This window comes from Lachnoanaerobaculum sp. OBRC5-5 (assembly GCF_000296385.1).
In the GTDB taxonomy this organism is placed as follows: domain Bacteria; phylum Bacillota; class Clostridia; order Lachnospirales; family Lachnospiraceae; genus Lachnoanaerobaculum.
Window position 1 is genome coordinate 269,838 of record NZ_JH815185.1, and the last position, 21,198, is coordinate 291,035.

Consider the following 21,198-nt stretch of genomic DNA (forward strand, 5'->3'; position numbering starts at 1 on the left):
TTAGAGGCTGTGTAAACGGCCTCTTTTTTAATGCATTAATATAAAACATTTTTACTTGCAATTTAAAATCTACTGTGCTATCATTGTGCGGTAGACGTACAAATGTATTTTAGGGGCGAACATGGAACAGAATATCAAATATTATGTGGTAAAAGATAAAGCAATACCTGAGGTACTCATTAAGGTGGTTGAGGCAAAGAGGCTTTTGACTGCGGACAAGATGATGACTGTAAAGGAGGCCACAGATAAATGCGGTATAAGCAGAAGCTCATTTTACAAATATAAAGATGATATCTTTCCATTTGATGATTCTTCAAAGGGAAGGAATATCACCCTCTCTATTCAGATATCGGATGAAATGGGACTTTTATCGGAGTTGTTGGCAGTGGTTGCAAAGTATCATGCCAATATCCTGACAATACATCAGACCATACCCGTAAGCGGTGTGGCGACTATTTCTTTATCTATAGAGGTTTTAAATGATACAGGAGACTTATCTAAGATGGTAGATGAAATCGGAAATTTGGACGGCATCTTTGATATAAAAATATTGGCTAGGGAGTAAATTATGTTTAATATTGCGATATTGGGATTTGGAACAGTAGGTTCAGGCGTATATGAAGTTATAAAGCAAAATAATGCACTTTTAAAGGAGAAGACAGGTGAGGATATAGCTGTGAAAAAAATCCTTGATCTGCGTGAGTTCCCGGGAACAGAGTGGGAAAACTTGTTGGTACATGATATTAAAGAAATCATAGAAGATAAGGATATAGATGTAGTAGTAGAGACAATGGGAGGAACATCACCGGCTTTTGAGTTTGTAAGGGATGCGCTTTTGTCAGGTAAGCATGTTACCACATCAAACAAGGCTTTGGTGGCGGCACACGGTACGGAGCTTTTAAAGATTGCAAGAGAAAAAAATGTAAACTTCTTCTTTGAAGCAAGTGTAGGCGGCGGTATTCCTATTATCAGAACTTTAACAGAGAGTTATGCAGGTGAGCATTTTAAGGAGATTACAGGTATCTTAAACGGTACTACAAACTATATACTTACAAAGATGGATGCAGAGGGTGAGAGCTTTGAAAAGGCACTTGCTACAGCACAGGATCTCGGATATGCGGAGAGAAATCCTGAGGCTGATGTGGAAGGACATGATACTTGCAGAAAGATTGCAATACTTTCATCTCTTGCAACAGGCAAGGAAGTAAACTTTGAAAATATTCATACAGAGGGTATCACAAAGATAGATACAACAGATTTTGAGTATGCAAAGCATCTTAATACATCTATAAAGCTTTTCGGTGATGCAAAGTTTGAAAATGGTAAGCTTTTTGCATTCGTAGCACCTGTAATGGTTGAAAATAATCATCCGCTCTTTATGGTAAATGATGTATTTAACGGAATTATGGTAGAGGGAAATATGCTTGGAAAGAGCATGCTCTACGGTAGCGGTGCAGGAAAGCTTCCTACTGCAAGTGCAGTAGTTGCAGACATTGTTGCAATTGCAAAGAATAAGCATGGAAATGTACCTTTCGGCTGGGGTGAGAACAAGCAGGAAGTTGTAGATATGCAGGAGACAAGCCATAGATATTTTGTAAGATTTATGGGTAGAGACAGTGAGTTTATAGAAAAATGCAAGTCCGAATTCAAGGATTCAAGAGAAGTATACCTTGACGGCAAGGACGAATTCGCTTTGATAACAGGAGTACTTAAGGAAAAAGATTTCCTTAGTGCTTTGAATAATCTGAGCGGTGTGATAAAATATATAAGAACAAAGATAGTTTAATTTTTATTGGCACTACCATTGGTGGTGCCAAAATTATATTTGGGAAGAAAATGAGAAAGATATTAGAATTTTTATTAAGTTTTGTACCTCCATGTGCATTTCATGAATTTACAGGTCTATATTGTCCGGGCTGTGGAGGAACTAGGGCAGTGAGATTTTTGGTAAGGGGAAATATATGGAAAAGCTTTATTTATAACCCCACAGTACTTTATACTGTTATTGCAACTTTTATTTTTTTCGCTTTTGTAGTAAAGTATAAGATTAGTGGCAAGCATTTAAATAAGGACAAGATTGTATTGCCGATGTTATATATAGGAATTGCCATAATGATTTTAAACTGGATTATAAAAGACTGGTTTTTAATTTTTAGAGGAATTGATTTATTAAAATAGACGAGGATTATAGATGAAAGATACCGTAAGTATTGCAAAAAGAAGATGGGAAAACAGAGCTCTGCTATTCGGAACAGTTTCGATAGTTTTGAATATGTGTGCTTTGCCGACATCAGGAGTTCCACTGGGTATTCCTATGGGAATATTTGCTGTTGCATTCGGAATTATTTCAGCCAAAGGTGGGATAAGGGGAAGAGCGGTTGCAGGTATTATTACAGGAATATTCGGTATATTGATAGGCTTAATTATATACTTAATGATACTTTTTGTTATCACACAATTAAAAGATCCAAATATTATGAGTATGTTTAAGCCTGAGCAAATCAAAATATTACAGGATTATATTCAAACTTATATAGCACAGTGATTGTAGATAATGGAGGAGATGACTTTGACTGATATAGTAAAAATACTCGCAGAAGAACTTGGTATAAAGACCACACAGGTTGAGGCCACCATAAAGCTTATAGATGGAGGCAATACGATTCCTTTTATTTCAAGATATAGAAAAGAAGTGACAGGCTCTTTAAATGATGAAATACTCAGACAATTTGATGAGAGATTAAAGTACCTCAGAAATCTTGAGGAGAAGAAGGAGCAGGTATTATCGGCAATTGAGGAGCAGGGAAAGCTTACAGATGAACTTAAAAAAGAAATAGAGTCTGCACTTACCTTAGTGGCGGTTGACGATCTTTACAGACCTTTCAGACCGAAGAGACGTACAAGAGCAATGATTGCTATTGAAAAGGGCCTTGAGAATTTTGCCACAGATATTTACGAGGAAAAGCTGAAGCAGCCTGCACTTGAGGAAGCAAAGAAATACCTTTCAGATAAAGAAGGCCTTGAGGTTGAAACACATGAAGATGCTATAGCAGGTGCTATGGATATTATTGCAGAGAAAATCTCTGATGATGCGGCTTTTAGAAATAAGATAAGAGATCTCTCATTTAAGCAGGGTATACTGACTTCTGTGGCAAAGGATGAAACTGTAGAATCTGTATATGAAAATTATTACAATTTTGCAGAGAGTGTTTCAAAAACAGCAGGATATAAGATACTTGCAATCAACAGAGGAGAGGAAGAAAAGATACTTACAGTAAAGCTTGACCCTCCGGTTGAGGAGATTATCAGATATCTGGAAAAATGCATTATAAAAAAGCATAATGAACATACAGAGCAGATATTAAAAGATACTATTGATGATGCATATAAGAGACTTATTGCGCCTTCAATAGAAAGAGATATCAGATCAAGTCTTACAGAAAAGGCAGAGGATGAGGCAATCAAGGTGTTCGGAAAGAATCTTACACAGCTTTTGATGCAGCCTCCTGTAGCAGGAAGAGTGGTACTTGGTTGGGATCCGGCTTTCAGAACGGGATGTAAGCTTGCAGTAGTTGATGAAACCGGAAAGGTGCTTGATACCAAGGTTATATATCCTACAGCACCGCAAAATAAGGTGGCAGAGTCAAAGAAGATATTAAAAGAGCTGATAAAGAAATATAATATAAGTCTTATTTCACTTGGAAACGGTACAGCTTCCAGAGAATCCGAGGCTGTTATTGTGGAGCTTATAAAAGAGGTTGATACAAAGCTTGAGTATATTATTGTAAACGAGGCCGGAGCCAGTGTATATTCCGCAAGTAAGCTGGCGACAGAGGAGTTCCCAAACTTTGATGTAGGTCAAAGATCTGCAGCTTCTATTGCCAGAAGACTTGAAGATCCGCTGGCAGAGCTTGTAAAAATAGATCCTAAGTCCATTGGTGTCGGTCAGTATCAGCATGATATGAATCAGAAAAAACTCTCAGAAGCACTTTCAGGAGTTGTAGAGGACTGTGTAAATAAGGTAGGTGTGGATCTTAATACGGCTTCAGCACCTCTTTTAGAGTATATCTCAGGTATTTCAAAGGCTGTTGCCAAAAATATAGTTGTATACAGGGAGGAAAACGGTAGCTTTAAGACCAGAAAAGAGCTTTTAAAGGTTTCCAAGCTTGGACCTAAGGCATTTGAGCAATGTGCAGGTTTCCTTCGAATAAATGACGGTAAAGAGCCGCTTGATATGACAAGTGTACATCCTGAAAGCTATGAAGCTACAAAGAAGCTTTTAGAGAGTATAGGCTACAGTTCAAAGGATATCACGGTTGCCGGACTTAACGGTATTTCAAAGAAAATTACTGATTTTAAAAAGGTATCCGATGAAATCGGCATAGGTGAGATAACTTTAAAGGACATAGTAAAAGAGCTTGAAAAACCGGGAAGAGACCCAAGAGATGAGATGCAAAAGCCTATACTACGCACTGATGTTATGGAGATGGAAGATTTAAAAGAGGGCATGATATTAAAGGGAACAGTCAGAAATGTTATTGACTTCGGTGCCTTTGTGGATATCGGAGTACATCAGGACGGACTTGTACATATATCAAAGCTTAGCAAGAAGTTTATAAAGCATCCTCTTGAAGCAGTGAGTGTGGGAGATATTGTTGAAGTAAGGGTAGACAGCGTAGATCTTAAAAAGAAGAGAATAGCACTGTCTATGGTATTGGATTGATATGAATAAGATAAAAATAGATATGCAGCTTAATGCAAAGGATATATGGCTTTTTTCCATGTATCACAGCAACAGAGGTTTCCTACTGATATTTAATGTGCTTTTTACAGTAGTAATGTATTATTATATGATTACTTCTTGGAATAAAATTGATACTCCAAGAAAAATTATGTTTGTTTTATTGGCAAATATGTTTTTGATAATACAGCCGGCAATGCTTTACTTAAAATCTGCTAAACAGGCAAGAAGCGAGGCTATAAGAGTAGGGCTTTCACTTGAGATGAATGATGAGGGAATTGTTGTTTCATCAAAGGGAGAGAGTATTGATTTTAAATGGGAGAGCGGATTTCGTTCAAGGATAGTGCCGGGGATTATAATAATATATGTGGATGCTGTCAGAGGCTATTTATTACCTGACAGATATACAAAGGAAAACAAAGAAAAAATAGTTGCTGTTTTAAAAGAAAAGACAAGGGTAAGTTTGTTATAGTTATGAATACAAGGGTATTTGAGAGTTTTTCCGATAAGGAAACATTTGATATTGCCTTTAGGATTGCAAATAATCTGAAGGCAAGAGCCGGTTCTGCGGTGGTATGCCTTGACGGGGATCTTGGAGTCGGTAAAACCGTTTTCGCAAAGGGATTCGGTGCAGGGCTTGGAATAAAAAGAGATATTGTAAGTCCTACCTTTAATATAGTGAAAAGCTATGAGGGTGATAAGAGACTGCATCATTTTGATGTATACAGGATTTCCGATATCTCCGAGCTTGATGAAATAGGATTTGATGAATTTATATATGATGATGCTACAGTTCTTATAGAGTGGTCAAAGCTTATAAAAGAAGCATTGCCGGCAAATATTATAAGGGTTGTTATATCAAAGGATCTTGAAAAGGGATTTGATTACAGAAAAATAGCAGTGGAAGGCATAGATGATGAAGATTTTGGGAATTGAAAGTGCTGCATTAGTGGCTTCAGTTGCAATAATAGATGAAAATGTGACAATAGCGGAATATACTACAAACTTTAAAAAGACTCATTCAGAGACATTATTGCCTATGTTGGATGAAATAGTAAAAATGACCGGTGTTGATCTAAAAGAGCTTTCAGCTATTGCAATTTCAGGAGGTCCGGGATCGTTTACCGGACTTAGAATAGGTGCTGCGAGTGCTAAGGGACTTGGGCTGGCACTTGATTTGCCACTTATTCATGTGCCTACACTTGATGCTATGGCATTAAATATATACTCAAGTAATGCTCTGATTGTACCTATAATGGATGCCAGAAGAAATCAGGTATATACAGGTATATATAAAAATGCAGCTAAATTGGAAGTTATAAGAGAATCAATGGCTATTTCCATAGATGAATTACTTGATATACTAAGAGAAACAGATAGAGAAGAAAAAATAGAAAGAATAGTTTTCCTGGGTGACGGAGTTCCGGTTTTCAGGGAGTATATTGATGAGAACTTTGAAATTGCACATGATTTTGCACCGGCAAATTTGAACAGACAGAGGGCATCAAATATTGCAATGCTTGGTATGGAGATGTTTAAAGAAGGAAAAACTATGGTTTCCGATGATATGAGACCGGAATATCTTAGAAAAAGTCAGGCTGAAAGGGAGAGAAATGTGGATTAGACCCATGCTTCTTTCTGATGTGGAAGTAATAAGAAGCTTAGAAAGTGATATTTTCAGTGATGCCTGGAGCGAAAATAATATAAAAGACTCTATAGAATCTAAATTCGATTATTGCATCGTTATTGAAGAAGACTATAGAGTCTTGGCATATATTATTTTCAGAGTAAATGAAGATGAAGCGGAGCTGTTTAGAATAGCTACCGATAAACAGTACAGAGGAGTGGGCTGTGGACATAAGTTAATGAACTTTATGATTTCAAATCTTAGAGATATGAAAGTAAAAAAAGTTTTTCTTGAGGTCAGATGCCAAAATAAAGACGCCATAAGTCTGTATGAGCATTATGGCTTTAAAAAGATAGGTATCAGAAAAGAATATTACTCAAATCCTACAGATGATGCTCTGTTAATGGAAGGATATATAAAATGTTAGATATTTGTTTATTAGGTACCGGGGGTATGATGCCGCTACCTTACAGATGGCTGACTTCAATGATGGCCAGATGTGAGGGAGTAAATCTTTTGATAGATTGCGGCGAGGGTACTCAGGTTGCCATAAAAGAGAAGGGATGGAGTCCGAAACCTATAGATGTGATTTGTTTTACACATTTTCATGCGGATCATATAAGCGGTTTACCGGGACTTTTGCTTACAATAGGAAATTGTGAAAAGACCACCCCACTCCTTATCATAGGTCCTAAGGGACTTGAAAGAGTTGTAAATGCTATGAGAGTTATAGCACCGGAGCTTCCTTTTGAGATTCAGTTCCATGAACTTAGAGAAAATGAGGAAGTGATAGATTTTGCACCTTATAAGATAGAAGCGTATAAGGTAAGTCATAGAGTAACATGTTACGGCTACAGAATTTCTATTGAAAGAAAGGGCAAGTTTGATGCTGCCAGAGCAAAGGAGCTTGATATACCGTTAAAATACTGGAATAAATTGCAGCATGGTGAAACTATCACTGACGGAGATAGCACATATACTCCCGATATGGTAATGGGAGAGGCAAGAAGAGGTATTAAGGTGAATTATTGTACAGATACAAGACCTGTTCCGATTATTGCAGATTATGCCACAGATTGTGATCTCTTTATATGTGAGGGTATGTATGGTGAAGATGAAAAGGAAGAAAATGCCAAAGAACATAAGCATATGACTATGATGGAGGCGGCAAATCTCGGAAAAGTTGCTAATCCTAAGAGAATGTGGCTGACACATTATTCACCGTCAATGAATAAACCGGATGAGTATATCGATAAGCTGAAAAAAATCTGTCCGGTTATAGAAACCGCAAGAGATGGATGGAGTGTAGAGCTTGGTTATGAAGAAGAGTAATGTAAAAATACTTGCAATAGAAAGTTCATGTGATGAGACTGCGGCAGCAGTTGTGGAAGACGGAAGAAAGGTGCTTTCAAATGTTATCTCATCACAGATAGACTTGCATACAATATACGGAGGTGTAGTTCCTGAGATTGCCTCCAGAAAGCATATAGAAAATATAAATTTTGTAATAAAAGATGCACTGAAAGAGGCAAATGTCACCTTTGATGATATAGACGCAATAGCGGTTACATACGGACCGGGACTTGTAGGAGCATTGCTTGTAGGAGTAGGCGAAGCAAAGGCACTTGCCTACGGCCTTAACAAGCCTCTTATAGGTGTACATCATATAAAGGGGCATGTGCTTGCAAATCTTATAGAGCATGAGGAGCTTAAACCTCCTTTTGTATGTCTTATCGTTTCAGGCGGTCATACTGAAATAGCGATTGTAAAAGATTACAATGATTTTGAGATAGTTGCGACCACCAGAGATGATGCGGCAGGTGAGGCATTTGACAAGGTGGCAAGAAGCGTGGGACTTGGATATCCGGGAGGTCCAAAGATTGATAAGGCGGCAAAACTCGGAAATCCTCATGCGATAGAGTTTCCAAAGGCAAGAGTAAATGATTCCAAATATGATTTCAGCTTTTCAGGTGTAAAGTCTGCCGTTTTAAATTATCAAAACAAGGCAAATATGACCGGTGAAAAGATAAATGTAAATGACCTTGTAGCTTCATTTCAAAGAGCTGTTGTAGAGGTTTTGGTGGAGCATACCGTTGAAGTTGCAAAGGATTACAATATAAAGAATGTAGCTATGGCAGGCGGTGTGGCTTCAAATACCGCACTTAGAAGCTTGATGGAAGAAAAATGCAGTGAAGAAGGATTGAAGCTTCACTTCCCTTCACCGATATTTTGTACAGATAATGCAGCAATGATAGGTGTAGCCGCATACTTTGAGTATTTAAATGAAAACTTTAAAGATTTGACTCTTAATGCAGTGCCGAATCTGGAACTGTGATTTTAAAAAGTATTTATTGATATTGGAATATGATTATGAGAAGTACGGCGATAATACTTGCCGCAGGCAGCGGCAAGAGATTTAGTTCCAAGAAAAAGAAACAGTTTGTAGAGCTTTTTGATAAGCCTTTATTATACTATTCTTTAAAAGCCTTCAGTGAAAGTAATACGGATAATATAATTGTAGTCACTTCAAAAGATGATATTGATTTTGTAGGAGAAGATGTCATAAAAAGATATGGATTTTCTAAAGTAACAAGTATTGTAGCCGGCGGTGATGAAAGATATGATTCCGTATACAACGGTTTAAAAGAAGCCATAGGCGATATCTGTCTGATACATGACTCTGCCAGAGCAATGATAAGTGTGGAGCTTATAAACAGATGTATAGAAGAGACTGTTAAATATAGGGCGGTTGTCCCTGCAGTAACTCCGAAAGATACTATAAGAGTGCGAGAGGGAGAATTTGGCGGTGAGACAATTGACAGAAATACACTTTGCATTATCCAGACCCCACAGTGTTTTGATATAGTTTTAATAAAGTCTGCATTTGAAAGGCTGTATAAAACCAACTATAAGACTCTCGGCATCACAGATGATGCGATGGTGGTTGAGAAATTTACCGATACCAAGGTAAGACTGATAGAGGGTGATTATAAAAATATAAAGGTAACCACACCTGAGGATATAGTGATAGCTAAGGCGTTTTTGGACGCAGGGAATTGCTGATGGAAAAGCCGATGCAGCCTGTGGTTGCATCGGCTTTTTGGGTATTATATCAAGTGTCGGGGGATTTTTTTAACTTCACAGCCGAAATTTGAGGGAAATATGAAAGTTAATATGAATATTATTGTCGGCGGAACGGATGATATATTGGATAATATACTATCTGCCGCAAGAATGGTAAGAAAAGAAATGAAAAAAACTTTTGATAGCGTTGAGATAGAGGCATTGCAGAAGATGGATATTTGCGTTTGTCTTAGCGGAAATATATCAAAGTATTATCTTGAATCAGGAATTTATCAGGCAAGATATTATTCTAAGGCGGAGAAGTTTATGGTATATGTTCATTTTAGCCCTGATGAGTGGAACTCAAAAAAGATAGAAAGTGTAAGTAAGTTTCTTAAAATGTATAAGGACTATCTTTTAGAGCTTTCGGATATCATTAAGACGAAAACGATGAAGTATAAGTCGAATTTTGATAGCAGGTGTTATGAAGATGGGATTAAAAGGGTGTTTGGGAATTTGTAGATGATGTTAGGTTTGAATTTGGTGAAGGAAGATATGATTGGCAAAATTGTAAAAGTTAAAGTTGATCGTAAGCTTGGGAGTGCTCATCCTGATTATCCTGAACATATTTATCAAATCAATTATGGTTATATTGAAGGAATAATCGCTCCTGATGGGGAAGAACAAGACGTATATATACTTGGGGTTGATAAAGCAGTAGATGAATATGAAGGAGAATTAATTGCTGTTATCAAAAGGGACGATGATGTAGAAGAAAAATGGGTTATTGCTCCAATAGGAATAAAGTTTACAGTAGAAGAAATTGAAGAAGCTGTTAGATTTCAAGAGAAATATTTCAAGTCTCATATTGAAATGTTATGATCAAATCTGAATTTGTTGAACGTGGCATACTATAAGTTTCCATGAGATAAAACCTATAAAACTTGTACGGATGTTGTAGGGTAGGAAAAGAAATCTTCCTCTATACTAAAATAAACCGAAAAAAAGGGGGATTTGAAATGAATATTATCAAGTCGTTTAACAATACGATTGATTATCTTGAAACAGTTCTCGATGATGAAATTGACGAAAAGAAAGTAACCCGGTTATCAGGATACTCTTATTCAATGTTCAGTCGCTTGTTTTCTATTCTGACCGAAACAACGCTCTCAGAATATTTAAGAAGCAGAAGATTGACGGAAGCAGCCGTTATATTAAGAAATACGGATGAAAAAATTATTGATGTTGCTTTCAAATTTGGATATGAGTCATCAGATTCATTTGGAACAGCATTTAAGAATTTTCATGGATTTACTCCCTCTGAGGTAAGAAATGGGAAACCGTTCAAATTAGTATCACGAGTGCAATTAGCACTAAGTGTAAGAGGAGGAAGAAGCATGAACATTACAATTCAAAAGAAACAAGCATTTACAGTTGCAGGTGTAAATGAACAAAGCATCAATTCATCATTATGTCCGAGTGTATGGAATAAGCTATATAAAAAATATAGCTATGATGAACTTGCAAGTTTGGGAAGCGGTCAAAGTATGGGCGTTTGTCATGATGTAGAAAATCCAAGCAAAATAAACTACATGGCAGGCTATATTGTTAATGATGTAGACAAAGCCATAAGCATGGGTTTAGATGTTTTGGAAGTGGAAGAAGCAGAGTATGCTGTTGTAGAGTTAATAGGAAGTGTTCCGGATTGTATTCATAACGGATGGAAATATGCGATGGAAGTATTTTTCCCTGAGCATGGCTATGTACATTCAGGTAAACCTGACTTTGAATATTATTACGAAGGTGATATGGATAGTAAAGACTATAAAATGGAACTTTGGATTCCTATAACTAAAGCCTAAAAAACGGTATGTCTAAATAATCGAATAGCGTAAAAGCTAAGCACATAACTTTAAGATTATAAAATCTTTCAGATATGTGCTTTTTCTGTATTCAGTAATTTTGTTGGAAAAGTTGTAGTAAAGCTTGAAGAATCTGCGAGTATCATAGTAGTGGAGCAGATACAGAAAAGTTTTTCTACAGGCCGGGACTAAAATATGGACTGAATATGAAAAGTACAGTAAAATCTATATTAGAAATATTATCGGGAAATATTCCGGGAGAGGAACTAAAGGATGAAGATAGATATAGTTAAAACGAGAGAGTACTACAATTCATTATCCTCAGGATTGCTATGTGACTGTGATTACTGTAAGCTTTACTATGCTAAGTCAAGAAAAGAATTTTCGGAATTGGCATTATGGCTGGATAAATATGGTGTCGATATCGAAAAACCCCTTGAGGTTATTAGCCTTGAACCGGATGAAAGTGGGATGCTTGATTATATCGGAGTACAGTATATTGTTTTTGGTACTTTTTCAAATGATAATTCATATTATGTTGGAGATTTTAACATAAAGATTGCAGATTCACATCCAAATACCGGAATTAGTGATGAACATTTTGTTCTGGAAGTAATCCCTATGAATTCTATGAAATTATCTATTAAGGGATAATTCGGGTTTGTAGAAATAAAGTATGTGAATTTACGGAGGTAAAGAAAATGAAAAAAATAAGAGAAATGTCTCTTTACTTAATAGTGATAATTCTAGCTTTTTATGTGTTACCTGTTTTAATTAATGATACAGGAACCGGTATATTCTTCTTACTAATTTTAATTCCGATTATTTGTTTTTTTACTTCTCTAATTTATGGGATTAGGCATTCTTTTAACTTGATGTTTTTATTGCTAATTATGATACTCTTTGTTCCGACTATATTTTTATTTTATAATGAAAGTGCAGCTGTTTATGTATTGATATACGGTATAATTGCAACAACAGGAAATCTTTTGGGAAGCTTAATTAAAAAAATGAGTAATTAAGAAATCCCTGTTTACCGGTCAGTATAAATTTAGTGAGGTTCATTTTATGATAGAAGAAAATAAAGAAATAGTGGTAATAGACGAAACTACAATAAAAAACAAGATTTACTATATAAGAAATCAAAAAGTTATGCTTGATTTTGAACTTGCTGAAATTTATGGGTATACAACGACAAGATTTAACGAACAAGTAAAAAACAATGCTGAGAAATTTGATGATGATTTTATGTTTCAGTTGACGAAGTCGGAGTTTGAAAACTTGATATCGAAAAAATCGACATCAAGTTGGGGCGGTCGTAGAAAACCACCTTATGCTTTTACAGAGCAGGGTATTTATATGCTTATGACTGTATTAAGAGGAGAACTTGCTGTTAAGCAAAGCAAGGCTTTAATAAGAATGTTTAAGCAGATGAAAGACTTTATTATTGAGAATCAAGACTTTATTGGTTCAAAAGAATTGTTGCAAATTGCGGTACAGACAAACCAAAATACAAAGGATATTGCAGAAATAAAATCTCAAATGGCTACTAAAGAAGATTTGAAAAAAGTGATGGAAAATTTCATAGACCCGGACACCTATAAGCATTTCCTTTTGATGAATGGAGATAAGATTGAAGCGGATGTTGCCTATACAAAAATATATAAGTCTGCAAAGAAAAGTATTTTTGTGATAGATAACTACATAGGCTTAAAAACATTAGAGCTGCTAAGAACTGCAAAAGATAATGTGGAAGTCATCATATTTAGCGATAATGTTAGAAATAAAGATATGCTTACAAAAAGTATTTTAAATGATTTTATAAGAGATTACCCTAACATTAACTTAAAAATAAAGATTGCAGGTAAAAAGTATCATGATAGGTATATTTCAATAGACTATGGAACGGAAAATGAAGCATTTTATCTTTGTGGAGCATCATCGAAGGATGCAGGAAATAAAATCTCAAGTATTACCAAGATAGAAGAATCAGCAAAGGATTTGTATCATACAATGTTTGTTGGAATGTTAAACAATAAAGATTTGGAAATTTAGTATGTATATAACAGGACACCTTTTCGGAAGTTTATTAAAAAAGTAAATTGGATAGCATTTGGGTTTATGATTATGGTGTTGTAAAAGGGTTTATTCAAATCGAAAAACGGGAAGTGAGGAGATTATTTGTTGAACCTACTCTTCAAGGAAAATCTATTGGGGCTGATTTATTAGAATATGGAATAGCAGAAAAAGATGTTGATTTTTTATGGGTATTAGAAAAAAATATAAAAGCAATAGTATTTATAAGAAACATGGTTTTGACACTACAAATAAAAAGAAATATGAAGAAGACACTATAGAGTTTCTTGTTCGTATGGAGAGATAAATCCATGTTCGCTAAATTCGGTAATTAGAATTTAAAAAATTGAAGTACAAAATAGTGAAGGACTTATACAGTATGGAATTGAAATTGGAAAATACAGAATCGGAAAGAACACATGAACTGGCAAATCTAATTAGAGCTTATAACAGAGCCAATAGAGAACAGTCTAAAAGTGAACCTCTTAATTTTAATTTTCAAGCACCGAAATTTTATGAAAAACATGGTTATAAAGAGGTGTTTACATTGAAAAAATATCCTTATACAGGGGAGAGATACTATTATACAAAAGAGTTGTGATTTGAAATGCAGTTTGGAAGTGGATTGTTTACTATGATAAACAGTATAGCTAAATCATGGTTTACCAAGGTTAGTGAATTTTTAGTTGTTATGGAGGTAAGTAAAATAATGAAAACATATCAGGATATAAATAAAGAAACTATTGACAGATGGGTTGAGGAAGGTTGGGAATGGGGGAAACCAACTTCACATGATGCATATATCAGTGCGAAAAATGGAGAATGGAAAGTTTTTCTTACTCCTACATTTCCGGTTCCACATGAGTGGCTGGGAGATTTAAAAGGAAAGAAAATCTTAGGTTTAGCATCAGGCGGAGGTCAGCAAATGCCTATATTTAATGCTTTAGGGGCAGAATGTACTGTGCTTGATTATTCTTCAAAGCAAATAGAAAACGAATTTTTAGTTGCTGAAAGAGAGGGCTATAATATTAAAGCAATTGAAGGTGATATGACAAAAATTTTGCCTTTTGAAAATGAAACTTTTGATATAGTGTTTCATCCTGTTTCAAACTGTTATGTTGAAGATGTGCAACATGTTTTTAATGAAGCATATAGAGTTCTGAAAAAAGGTGGGATTCTTCTTGCAGGTTTAAATAATGAGATAAACTACATTGTGGATGACGAAGAAAAAGAAATTGTTTGGAAAATGCCTTTTAATCCATTAAAAGATAAAGCGGCTAAAGAATATATGATTAAAGGAAATTCAGGAATTCAGTTCTCTCACAATATAACTGAGCAGATAGGTGGACAATTAAAGGCAGGGTTTACTCTGCTTGATATATATGAGGATACAAACGGTTCCGGTAGGTTGCATGAAATGAATATTAAAACATATATTGCAACTAAATCAGCTAAATTATCGAAATAGATAAATTTGAATTTTAGGAGAAGTTGGTATGGATTTTAATAAGTTGATTCCTGAATTATCAGTTTTTGATATTCTTCAAACTAAAAAATTTTACAAAGAATTAGGATTTAAAATAGAGTACGAACGACAGAACGAGAAATTTATTTTTATGTCTTTTCAAGATAGTCAGTTTATGTTTGAACAAATTCATGATGAGGGGTGGAACACAGGAGAATTAATTTATCCTTTAGGAAGAGGAATAAATTTTTCCATAGCAGTTGATGATATTGAAAAACTATATACATTAGTTAAAAACAAAAAATTAGAGATTTACAAAAAACTGACTAAAAGTGTATATTTGGTTAACGGAATAGAAGAAATACAGATGGAGTTCTTGATCCAAGATCCAAATGGATATTTATTGAGATTTACAAACTGATAACTTCCAATTTTAGGGGGTGTTTTTGTGTCAACAATTAAAATTGAAAACCTTAGTTTCTCATATTATGGCTATGAAAAACCTATATTTGAAAATGTAGCATTTTCATTTGATACGAACTGGAAAACAGGGTTAATAGGAAGAAATGGAATTGGAAAATCAACACTATTTAAGCTACTTCTAAACCAAGAAGTTTATCAAGGTAAAATCAGCAAAAGCGTTGATTTTATTAAATTCCCACCCGATTTAAGTGATACTTCAAAGTTCAGTATTGAGTTATATAAAGAACTAATATCAGATGAGGAAGAATGGAAATTATTTAGAGAACTTAATTTGCTAAATGTAGATGAGAGTCTTGTTTACAGAAAGTTTGAAACGCTTTCTAAAGGAGAACAAACAAAAATCCTTTTAGCTATTTTGTTTACAAGAGAAGATGGTTTTTTACTTATAGATGAACCAACGAACCATTTAGATATGGACGGAAGAAAAATTGTCAGTGAATATCTGAAAAGTAAAAAAGTTTTTTTGCTCATATCTCATGATAGAGATTTTTTAGATGGCTGTATCAATCATGTTATTTCTATTAACAGGAATTCTATTGATGTACAATCGGGAAATTTTACATCGTGGTATGAAAATAAATTGATGAAAGACCAATTTGAAATCAGTGAAAACGAGAAATTAAGAAAAGATATTAAACGATTAAAAGAAGCTGCAAGACAAAGTCAAATTTGGTCTGATAAAGTTGAAAATACTAAAAACGGTGTGAAAGTATCAGGCGTAAAACCGGACAAGGGACATATAGGTCATCAATCAGCTAAGCTAATGAAAAAATCTAAGAATTTAGAGAATAGACAAAATAAGGCAATAGAAGAAAAACAAAATTTACTAAAAGATATTGAAACAAAGGAAAGACTATTATTGCATCCGTTAGATCACCACAAAAATCCTCTAATATCAGTTTGCGATTTATCATCATATTATGGAGAAAGGCAGATATTAAGTAATGTAAGTTTTGAGATAAAGCAAGGTGATATAGTGGCTATATATGGGGGTAATGGTAGCGGAAAATCAACTTTGATTAAAATTTTATTAAGGTTACATCATGAGTATTCAGGTGATGTAAAATTAGCAAGTGATTTAAAAATATCATATATTCCTCAGGATACATCAAATTTAACGGGTAGTCTAAATAAGTATATTCATGAGCAAGGTGTTGATGAAACATTGTGCAAAACAATTCTTAGAAAATTAGATTTTGCAAGAGAATTATTTGAAATGGATATGAAGAACTATAGCGATGGACAAAAAAAGAAAGTTTTAATTGCTGTAAGTTTATCAAAGCCGGCTCATATATTTGTTTGGGATGAACCGTTAAATTATATAGATGTAATATCAAGAATACAGATTGAGGAAATTATAAAAGAAGCAAATCCTACACTAATATTTGTGGAACACGATAAGAGGTTTGTAGAAGATATAGCTAATAAAATAATACGATTATAAACTAAACAACAACTTCCGGTTTACTGGTCTTGGTAAATTTGAAGTTAAGGGGGGATATTATATGTTATATGTTATATGTTTTAACCGGTTTAATTTTGGGTTTAGGTAGTTGGATAATTCCATTTATTAAACAGGGAAACAAAGATAGAAAAATAATTCTAAGTTTTACATTGTGCTTATTGTCAATATTTGTTCAAATACTGATGATGAAAAATTATGGTGATGAATGGACTTTAATAGTGGATGCATTAGGAGCCTTAACAACTGTCATTCCGGTTTTAATTATAGGAGCAGTAGTAGTAAATTTACTAGGAAATAGAAAATCCACAGTCTTATAGATTAACAATTCCATGTTTGCTAAGCTCGGTAATTAGAATTTAAAAAATTGAAGTACAAAATAGCGAAGGACTTATACAGTATGAAATTGAAATTAGAAAATATTGAATCGAAAAGAACTCAAGAACTGGCAAATTTAATCAGAGTATACAATAGATCCAATAGAGAACCGTCTAAAAGCGAACCACTTAATATTTATTTGGAAGATGAACAGGGGAATTTAGTTGCAGGAATGGTAGCGGAGACTTTCGGGAATTGGCTTGAGATTGAATATTTATATGTCAGTGACGATTTACGGGGACAAGGAATAGGCTCAAAGATCTTAGAAATGGCGGAAAACGAGTCAAGAAATAGAGGCTGTAAGTATTCATTTGTGGATACTTTTAATTTTCAAGCACCGAAATTTTATGAAAAACATGGTTATAAAGAAGTGTTTGCCTTGGGAAAATACCCTTATACATGTGAGAGGTACTATTATACAAAAGAGTTATAATTTGAAATGTAGTTTTGAATTGGATTATTTACTATGATAAATATTATAGATAAATCAGTATTTATAGAGGAGGGATGATGAAAGATATTAGACCGGATTTTAAAGATATAAAATCATTTGAAGAATTTAACAGATATTATTGGTATCGAGAAGAACTTTCACAAATTTGTAAATCTCTTGGGCTGGAATATAGATGCACAAAGCAAGAACTGAACTTAATTATAGAACAATTTTTTAAGGGAAATAGAGTGGAAAAATCTGTAAGGAAAGTAAACAAAAATCAAAATGAATCGATAAATTTAAATACGCCATTGCTTGAATGTGGATTTTCCTTTAGCCAAAAATTTAGAGATTATTTTTCGGCTGTAACAGGTGTTAATCTATTTAAATTTAATGCTGATATGGCAACAGCTTGGAGGAAAGTAAAAGCCGAAAATGATTTAAGCTTTACGATACAAGATATGCTGAAAGTATATTATGGTGAATCAGATTACGCTAAGTATGATAATTCAGCTTGTCAATGGAATCAATTTCTAAAGGACTTTTGTTTAGATGAATGCAGCAATCATTATTCTGATAAGTTAAAAGCTGCAGCTATCCTTTGGAAAGAAGTTAGAGACTCAAAAAATGAAAAAGTTTATTCAAGGGAACTTCTAAAAAAATATAGAAACAAAATAGATAAGTACTTAAAGTAAATAAATCTGATTTTAAGAGTTTGAAAGGGGGTATACAGACATTGATGAATTTTATGAAGAGAAATAAATTTTATTTACTGCTCATTATGATGGCTTGCACATGCTGGGGTTGCAAGAGTAAAAATATGAATACCGTCACAAATGAGGAAGCAGAAAGCACAATTGTTGAAAATAGTAATGATACAAAAACAAATGATAATGAGAACAAGGAAGAAAACACTGAGAAAAGTGCTGTGAAACTTTCAGATTTTATAAATCCCGAAGGAAATACTCTTTTTACCCGTTTTATCACTCCAAAGGGATATAAAAGGGTTGAAGCGGATGAGGGAAGCTTTGCGGATTTTATAGGGAATTATCCGCTTGAGCCTGACGGTACTCCTGTGTATTACTTTGATAAGAGGGAAAAGGGCGGAGAAGGTCATGCTGCAGTATTTTCTATGGAAGTGGCGGAAGAAGATTTGCAGCAATGTGCAGACAGCATTATGAGAATATATGCCGAATATTTGTATAAGACAGGAGAGCAGGATAAAATAAGCTTTACATTTGTAGACGGCTTTGTATGCGATTTTAAGCACTGGAGACAGGGGTATAGAGTAAAGTTTTCAAATGATAAACCGTACTGGGAGCAAAGTGCAAATCCTGACAGTGGTGAGGAAACATTTAAAAAGTATCTTCGCATTGTATTTGCCTATTCATCCACATTGTCTATGGAAAAAGAGTCAAGACCTGTAGATATTTCTGAAATTCAAGTGGGGGATATTTTTATAAAGGGAGGAAGTCCCGGACATGTGGTAATGGTGGCTGATATCTGTGAAAATGAAGCAGGAGAAAAGGCATTTTTACTTGCACAGGGATTTATGCCGGCACAAAGTTTTCATATAATTAAAAATCCCGCTCACAGTGAGGACCCATGGTATTATGAAGGCGAGATAAAATATCCTTTAAGAACACAGAATTATACCTTTGATGAGGAGAGTTTAAAAAGGCTTGATTATTTAGAGGTAGATTAATATGGTAAGAGAGATAAAAGAAAATGAATTAAATGATTTACTTCAACTGTATTTGCATTTACATGAAAGCAGTCTGCCGGAGATGTCAAAGCATCTTGAGGAGGTCTGGCTTAGCATTATAAAAGATAAGAATCATCATATTATTGTTAATGAAATAGACGAAAAAATAATATCCTCCTGTGTCTGTGTTATAATTCCCAATTTAACAAGAAATGCAAGGAGCTATGCATTTATAGAAAATGTGGTGACTCATGCAGATTATCGCGGCATGGGCTATGCAAGTGAATGTTTAAATTTTGTGGGAGAGATAGCTAAAAAAGAGAATTGTTATAAGATGATGCTTTTAACAGGCTCAAAGGATGAATCAACATTAAACTTTTATAAAAATGCGGGCTATAATTGTGCCGATAAGACAGCATTTATACAGTGGATTAAATAATATTTATAAAATAAATAAGGGGTATATCGGGGAAAATCCTGATATACCCTTTTAGCTGCTGTGTTAATAAAAAGAAAATTTCGGATTATCATTTTATTATCATAGAAGGTTTTATATACAGCCATTTATTAATGGTTTTTATTTTATATATTTGAAGCTATTTGTGATATTTTTTTCAATAGGCTTTCCCTTTTTTCCTGTGAGGATGACTCTACAGTAGCTAATGAGGTTAATTTAGCAGGTGTAATACCGCAGGGCTTTAAAATCTGATTTTTTAAAACCTTGCCGTAATCATTAAAGAAAGGCAATACAATGGCAGGTGCATCCATAGTAGTGATAATCCATGCGGATTTGCCCTTTAAATGCCCTTCAAGTCCTATTTTTTTATAAGAATAAGCAAAACCGGATACAAACACTCTGTCGATAAAGCCCTTCAAAATAGCAGGCATACCGCTCCACCATATAGGGAAGATAAAGATAAGCTTATCGGCTTCTTTGATCATATCACGATATTTGCAAGTCTCCGGACTTTTTGCAAGATCACGCCTTTTATTTTCTTCATCAAATTTCAGTACAGGATCAAAATTTTCTTTATATAAGTCTATGGTTTTAATCTTATGTGTAGACGGAATAGAACTTTCCACCTGCTTTAGTATTGCATTATTAAAACTTTTACAATTTGGATGTGCGTAAATAATCAAAATATTCATTTTCTTTCTCCTTTAATATAGATATCAAGCATATGCCTGATAGTACTTTGTATGGTTACATTATCCAGTTCATTTCCTATAGGGCTTCCTGAGATTACAGCAAGACCGGAGATAAAACTCCAAAAGTGGAGCAGAGACTCGGCTTCGCTATTTGTAAAGTTTTCCTCTTTTCGAAGCATCAGCACAATATGCTTAAACTTTGAAAATCCCGGGAAATCAGAGGTGTCTGAAATGGTATTTTCCGTGAATTTCATATATTTAAACGGGAATTTGATAAATAATGCCTCAAAAAAATAAGGATATTTCTTTGAAAAAATTATCAAATTAAGTCCCATTTGAACCAGCTGTTCTCCTGCACTTTGCTGTACATCCATATCCTTAATAAGCTCATTATCAAGTAAGGTTGAAATATGCTTTAATACAACATTCAAATAATTTTCCTTGCTCTCAAAATGGCGATAAGGAGTACCATGAGTCACTCCGCAGGATTTGGCTACGGTTCTAAGCGATAAATTATCAATTCCGGATTGCTTTATTTCTTCCACCCCGGTTAAAATAAGATCTTCTTTTAATTTTTCCGTATTTCTTTTCATATTCGCCTCTTCTAAAAGTATACACTGTCTACAATATTAGTATACACTGTCTACTTTTATTGTCAAGGGGAAATATAAGGTAGTGGGAGAAGTTTTATTTTATAAAATTAAAAATAATTATGATATAATAGATATTCAATATAAGAAAGAATTAGAAAGCC

30 protein-coding genes are annotated in these 21,198 nt (G+C 34.3%); 28 read left to right on the plus strand and 2 right to left on the minus strand.

The genetic code is table 11. The features are described from left to right. Positions 1-121: 121 nt before the first annotated feature. The 28 genes from HMPREF1135_RS01215 (at position 122) to HMPREF1135_RS01350 (ending at position 19,734) form a co-directional block, all read left to right on the plus strand. Positions 122-565 (plus strand): ACT domain-containing protein, encoded by a 444-nt coding sequence (locus tag HMPREF1135_RS01215; RefSeq protein ID WP_007591092.1) that lies wholly within the window; start codon positions 122-124, stop codon positions 563-565. Positions 566-568: 3 nt separating this feature from the next. Beyond that, positions 569-1,786 (plus strand): homoserine dehydrogenase, encoded by a 1,218-nt coding sequence (locus HMPREF1135_RS01220; RefSeq protein WP_007591103.1) that lies wholly within the window; start codon positions 569-571, stop codon positions 1,784-1,786. A 50-nt stretch (positions 1,787-1,836) separates the two neighbouring features. Then, positions 1,837-2,178, plus strand: coding sequence for a DUF2752 domain-containing protein (locus HMPREF1135_RS01225; RefSeq protein ID WP_007591105.1), 342 nt, complete (start codon positions 1,837-1,839; stop codon positions 2,176-2,178). A 13-nt stretch (positions 2,179-2,191) separates the two neighbouring features. Further along, on the plus strand, positions 2,192-2,545 hold the full coding sequence (locus HMPREF1135_RS01230) for a hypothetical protein (protein ID WP_007591106.1): 354 nt from the start codon (positions 2,192-2,194) through the stop codon (positions 2,543-2,545). Positions 2,546-2,563: 18 nt separating this feature from the next. Continuing rightward, entirely contained in the window at positions 2,564-4,723 is a 2,160-nt protein-coding gene (locus HMPREF1135_RS01235; RefSeq protein WP_304411942.1) for a Tex family protein, read from the plus strand. Position 4,724: 1 nt separating this feature from the next. Further along, positions 4,725-5,213, plus strand: a complete 489-nt coding sequence (locus HMPREF1135_RS01240) for a YcxB family protein (protein ID WP_007591110.1) — start codon at positions 4,725-4,727, stop codon at positions 5,211-5,213. A gap of 2 nt (positions 5,214-5,215) precedes the next feature. Continuing rightward, a complete protein-coding gene (gene tsaE, locus HMPREF1135_RS01245) occupies positions 5,216-5,677 on the plus strand; it encodes a tRNA (adenosine(37)-N6)-threonylcarbamoyltransferase complex ATPase subunit type 1 TsaE (RefSeq protein ID WP_007591113.1) in 462 nt (153 codons plus the stop codon). Then, positions 5,655-6,365: a tRNA (adenosine(37)-N6)-threonylcarbamoyltransferase complex dimerization subunit type 1 TsaB gene (tsaB, locus tag HMPREF1135_RS01250; protein ID WP_007591114.1), complete on the plus strand. Its 711-nt coding sequence runs from the start codon at positions 5,655-5,657 to the stop codon at positions 6,363-6,365. Before tsaE ends, tsaB begins: the two co-directional genes overlap by 23 nt. Next, the gene (gene rimI / locus HMPREF1135_RS01255) at positions 6,355-6,795 is read left to right on the plus strand and encodes a ribosomal protein S18-alanine N-acetyltransferase (RefSeq protein ID WP_034242850.1); all 441 of its coding nucleotides are present in this window, start codon (positions 6,355-6,357) and stop codon (positions 6,793-6,795) included. Before tsaB ends, rimI begins: the two co-directional genes overlap by 11 nt. Next, positions 6,789-7,700, plus strand: a complete 912-nt coding sequence (locus HMPREF1135_RS01260; protein WP_007591119.1) for a ribonuclease Z — start codon at positions 6,789-6,791, stop codon at positions 7,698-7,700. Before rimI ends, HMPREF1135_RS01260 begins: the two co-directional genes overlap by 7 nt. Beyond that, positions 7,687-8,703: a tRNA (adenosine(37)-N6)-threonylcarbamoyltransferase complex transferase subunit TsaD gene (tsaD, locus tag HMPREF1135_RS01265; protein WP_007591125.1), complete on the plus strand. Its 1,017-nt coding sequence runs from the start codon at positions 7,687-7,689 to the stop codon at positions 8,701-8,703. Before HMPREF1135_RS01260 ends, tsaD begins: the two co-directional genes overlap by 14 nt. A 35-nt stretch (positions 8,704-8,738) precedes the next feature. Further along, entirely contained in the window at positions 8,739-9,431 is a 693-nt protein-coding gene (ispD, locus tag HMPREF1135_RS01270) for a 2-C-methyl-D-erythritol 4-phosphate cytidylyltransferase (protein ID WP_007591128.1), read from the plus strand. 99 nt (positions 9,432-9,530) lie between these two features. After that, positions 9,531-9,953: an Imm12 family immunity protein gene (locus tag HMPREF1135_RS01275; RefSeq protein WP_007591130.1), complete on the plus strand. Its 423-nt coding sequence runs from the start codon at positions 9,531-9,533 to the stop codon at positions 9,951-9,953. 33 nt (positions 9,954-9,986) lie between these two features. Then, positions 9,987-10,313, plus strand: coding sequence for an inorganic pyrophosphatase (locus HMPREF1135_RS01280; RefSeq protein ID WP_034243276.1), 327 nt, complete (start codon positions 9,987-9,989; stop codon positions 10,311-10,313). A 137-nt stretch (positions 10,314-10,450) separates the two neighbouring features. Further along, on the plus strand, positions 10,451-11,293 hold the full coding sequence (locus HMPREF1135_RS01285) for an AraC family transcriptional regulator (RefSeq protein WP_007591134.1): 843 nt from the start codon (positions 10,451-10,453) through the stop codon (positions 11,291-11,293). 273 nt (positions 11,294-11,566) lie between these two features. Further along, complete coding sequence (locus HMPREF1135_RS01290; RefSeq protein WP_007591136.1) at positions 11,567-11,947, plus strand: hypothetical protein; 381 nt, start codon at positions 11,567-11,569, stop codon at positions 11,945-11,947. Positions 11,948-11,994: 47 nt separating this feature from the next. Next, a complete protein-coding gene (locus HMPREF1135_RS01295) occupies positions 11,995-12,315 on the plus strand; it encodes a hypothetical protein (protein WP_007591138.1) in 321 nt (106 codons plus the stop codon). Positions 12,316-12,361: 46 nt separating this feature from the next. Beyond that, entirely contained in the window at positions 12,362-13,348 is a 987-nt protein-coding gene (locus tag HMPREF1135_RS01300; protein WP_007591141.1) for an ORF6N domain-containing protein, read from the plus strand. Between the two features lie 47 nt (positions 13,349-13,395). Continuing rightward, a complete protein-coding gene (locus tag HMPREF1135_RS01305; protein WP_242824831.1) occupies positions 13,396-13,650 on the plus strand; it encodes a hypothetical protein in 255 nt (84 codons plus the stop codon). Positions 13,651-13,748: 98 nt separating this feature from the next. Beyond that, complete coding sequence (locus tag HMPREF1135_RS01310; RefSeq protein WP_007591142.1) at positions 13,749-13,970, plus strand: hypothetical protein; 222 nt, start codon at positions 13,749-13,751, stop codon at positions 13,968-13,970. A gap of 108 nt (positions 13,971-14,078) precedes the next feature. Next, entirely contained in the window at positions 14,079-14,837 is a 759-nt protein-coding gene (locus tag HMPREF1135_RS01315; protein WP_034243279.1) for a class I SAM-dependent methyltransferase, read from the plus strand. Positions 14,838-14,865: 28 nt separating this feature from the next. Beyond that, positions 14,866-15,255: a bleomycin resistance protein gene (locus HMPREF1135_RS01320; protein WP_007591144.1), complete on the plus strand. Its 390-nt coding sequence runs from the start codon at positions 14,866-14,868 to the stop codon at positions 15,253-15,255. A gap of 27 nt (positions 15,256-15,282) precedes the next feature. Then, on the plus strand, positions 15,283-16,761 hold the full coding sequence (lsa(C), locus tag HMPREF1135_RS01325) for an ABC-F type ribosomal protection protein Lsa(C) (protein WP_007591146.1): 1,479 nt from the start codon (positions 15,283-15,285) through the stop codon (positions 16,759-16,761). 68 nt (positions 16,762-16,829) lie between these two features. Continuing rightward, positions 16,830-17,099, plus strand: a complete 270-nt coding sequence (locus HMPREF1135_RS01330) for a hypothetical protein (protein ID WP_007591148.1) — start codon at positions 16,830-16,832, stop codon at positions 17,097-17,099. An 80-nt stretch (positions 17,100-17,179) separates the two neighbouring features. Further along, positions 17,180-17,590 (plus strand): GNAT family N-acetyltransferase, encoded by a 411-nt coding sequence (locus HMPREF1135_RS01335; protein WP_007591149.1) that lies wholly within the window; start codon positions 17,180-17,182, stop codon positions 17,588-17,590. A 77-nt stretch (positions 17,591-17,667) separates the two neighbouring features. Then, positions 17,668-18,285, plus strand: coding sequence for an SAP domain-containing protein (locus HMPREF1135_RS01340; protein WP_007591151.1), 618 nt, complete (start codon positions 17,668-17,670; stop codon positions 18,283-18,285). Between the two features lie 44 nt (positions 18,286-18,329). Next, positions 18,330-19,295: a DUF4846 domain-containing protein gene (locus HMPREF1135_RS01345; RefSeq protein ID WP_007591153.1), complete on the plus strand. Its 966-nt coding sequence runs from the start codon at positions 18,330-18,332 to the stop codon at positions 19,293-19,295. 1 nt (position 19,296) lies between these two features. Beyond that, on the plus strand, positions 19,297-19,734 hold the full coding sequence (locus tag HMPREF1135_RS01350; protein ID WP_007591155.1) for a GNAT family N-acetyltransferase: 438 nt from the start codon (positions 19,297-19,299) through the stop codon (positions 19,732-19,734). A 143-nt stretch (positions 19,735-19,877) separates the two neighbouring features. Here the strand turns inward: HMPREF1135_RS01350 and HMPREF1135_RS01355 are convergent, their stop codons facing one another. Continuing rightward, on the minus strand, positions 19,878-20,444 hold the full coding sequence (locus HMPREF1135_RS01355; RefSeq protein ID WP_007591173.1) for an NAD(P)H-dependent oxidoreductase: 567 nt from the start codon (positions 20,442-20,444) through the stop codon (positions 19,878-19,880). Further along, positions 20,441-21,037: a TetR/AcrR family transcriptional regulator gene (locus HMPREF1135_RS01360; protein ID WP_007591175.1), complete on the minus strand. Its 597-nt coding sequence runs from the start codon at positions 21,035-21,037 to the stop codon at positions 20,441-20,443. The genes HMPREF1135_RS01355 and HMPREF1135_RS01360 overlap by 4 nt, the downstream gene beginning before the upstream one ends. Positions 21,038-21,198 lie beyond the last annotated feature (161 nt).

Coding starts and splice junctions, on each gene's coding strand:
- rimI (WP_034242850.1), top strand. CDS start 6,355: ATGTGGATTAGACCCATGCTTCTTTCTGATGTGGAAGTAATAAGAAGC.
- HMPREF1135_RS01225 (WP_007591105.1), top strand. CDS start 1,837: ATGAGAAAGATATTAGAATTTTTATTAAGTTTTGTACCTCCATGTGCA.
- HMPREF1135_RS01260 (WP_007591119.1), top strand. CDS start 6,789: ATGTTAGATATTTGTTTATTAGGTACCGGGGGTATGATGCCGCTACCT.
- HMPREF1135_RS01310 (WP_007591142.1), top strand. CDS start 13,749: ATGGAATTGAAATTGGAAAATACAGAATCGGAAAGAACACATGAACTG.
- tsaD (WP_007591125.1), top strand. CDS start 7,687: ATGAAGAAGAGTAATGTAAAAATACTTGCAATAGAAAGTTCATGTGAT.
- HMPREF1135_RS01355 (WP_007591173.1), bottom strand. CDS start 20,444: ATGAATATTTTGATTATTTACGCACATCCAAATTGTAAAAGTTTTAAT.
- HMPREF1135_RS01350 (WP_007591155.1), top strand. CDS start 19,297: ATGGTAAGAGAGATAAAAGAAAATGAATTAAATGATTTACTTCAACTG.
- HMPREF1135_RS01300 (WP_007591141.1), top strand. CDS start 12,362: ATGATAGAAGAAAATAAAGAAATAGTGGTAATAGACGAAACTACAATA.
- HMPREF1135_RS01285 (WP_007591134.1), top strand. CDS start 10,451: ATGAATATTATCAAGTCGTTTAACAATACGATTGATTATCTTGAAACA.
- HMPREF1135_RS01215 (WP_007591092.1), top strand. CDS start 122: ATGGAACAGAATATCAAATATTATGTGGTAAAAGATAAAGCAATACCT.
- HMPREF1135_RS01315 (WP_034243279.1), top strand. CDS start 14,079: ATGAAAACATATCAGGATATAAATAAAGAAACTATTGACAGATGGGTT.
- HMPREF1135_RS01235 (WP_304411942.1), top strand. CDS start 2,564: ATGACTTTGACTGATATAGTAAAAATACTCGCAGAAGAACTTGGTATA.
- HMPREF1135_RS01340 (WP_007591151.1), top strand. CDS start 17,668: ATGAAAGATATTAGACCGGATTTTAAAGATATAAAATCATTTGAAGAA.
- HMPREF1135_RS01320 (WP_007591144.1), top strand. CDS start 14,866: ATGGATTTTAATAAGTTGATTCCTGAATTATCAGTTTTTGATATTCTT.
- ispD (WP_007591128.1), top strand. CDS start 8,739: ATGAGAAGTACGGCGATAATACTTGCCGCAGGCAGCGGCAAGAGATTT.
- HMPREF1135_RS01345 (WP_007591153.1), top strand. CDS start 18,330: ATGAATTTTATGAAGAGAAATAAATTTTATTTACTGCTCATTATGATG.
- tsaE (WP_007591113.1), top strand. CDS start 5,216: ATGAATACAAGGGTATTTGAGAGTTTTTCCGATAAGGAAACATTTGAT.
- HMPREF1135_RS01295 (WP_007591138.1), top strand. CDS start 11,995: ATGAAAAAAATAAGAGAAATGTCTCTTTACTTAATAGTGATAATTCTA.
- HMPREF1135_RS01280 (WP_034243276.1), top strand. CDS start 9,987: ATGATTGGCAAAATTGTAAAAGTTAAAGTTGATCGTAAGCTTGGGAGT.
- HMPREF1135_RS01240 (WP_007591110.1), top strand. CDS start 4,725: ATGAATAAGATAAAAATAGATATGCAGCTTAATGCAAAGGATATATGG.
- HMPREF1135_RS01330 (WP_007591148.1), top strand. CDS start 16,830: ATGTTATATGTTTTAACCGGTTTAATTTTGGGTTTAGGTAGTTGGATA.
- HMPREF1135_RS01220 (WP_007591103.1), top strand. CDS start 569: ATGTTTAATATTGCGATATTGGGATTTGGAACAGTAGGTTCAGGCGTA.
- HMPREF1135_RS01275 (WP_007591130.1), top strand. CDS start 9,531: ATGAAAGTTAATATGAATATTATTGTCGGCGGAACGGATGATATATTG.
- HMPREF1135_RS01335 (WP_007591149.1), top strand. CDS start 17,180: ATGAAATTGAAATTAGAAAATATTGAATCGAAAAGAACTCAAGAACTG.
- tsaB (WP_007591114.1), top strand. CDS start 5,655: ATGATGAAGATTTTGGGAATTGAAAGTGCTGCATTAGTGGCTTCAGTT.
- HMPREF1135_RS01290 (WP_007591136.1), top strand. CDS start 11,567: ATGAAGATAGATATAGTTAAAACGAGAGAGTACTACAATTCATTATCC.
- HMPREF1135_RS01230 (WP_007591106.1), top strand. CDS start 2,192: ATGAAAGATACCGTAAGTATTGCAAAAAGAAGATGGGAAAACAGAGCT.
- HMPREF1135_RS01360 (WP_007591175.1), bottom strand. CDS start 21,037: ATGAAAAGAAATACGGAAAAATTAAAAGAAGATCTTATTTTAACCGGG.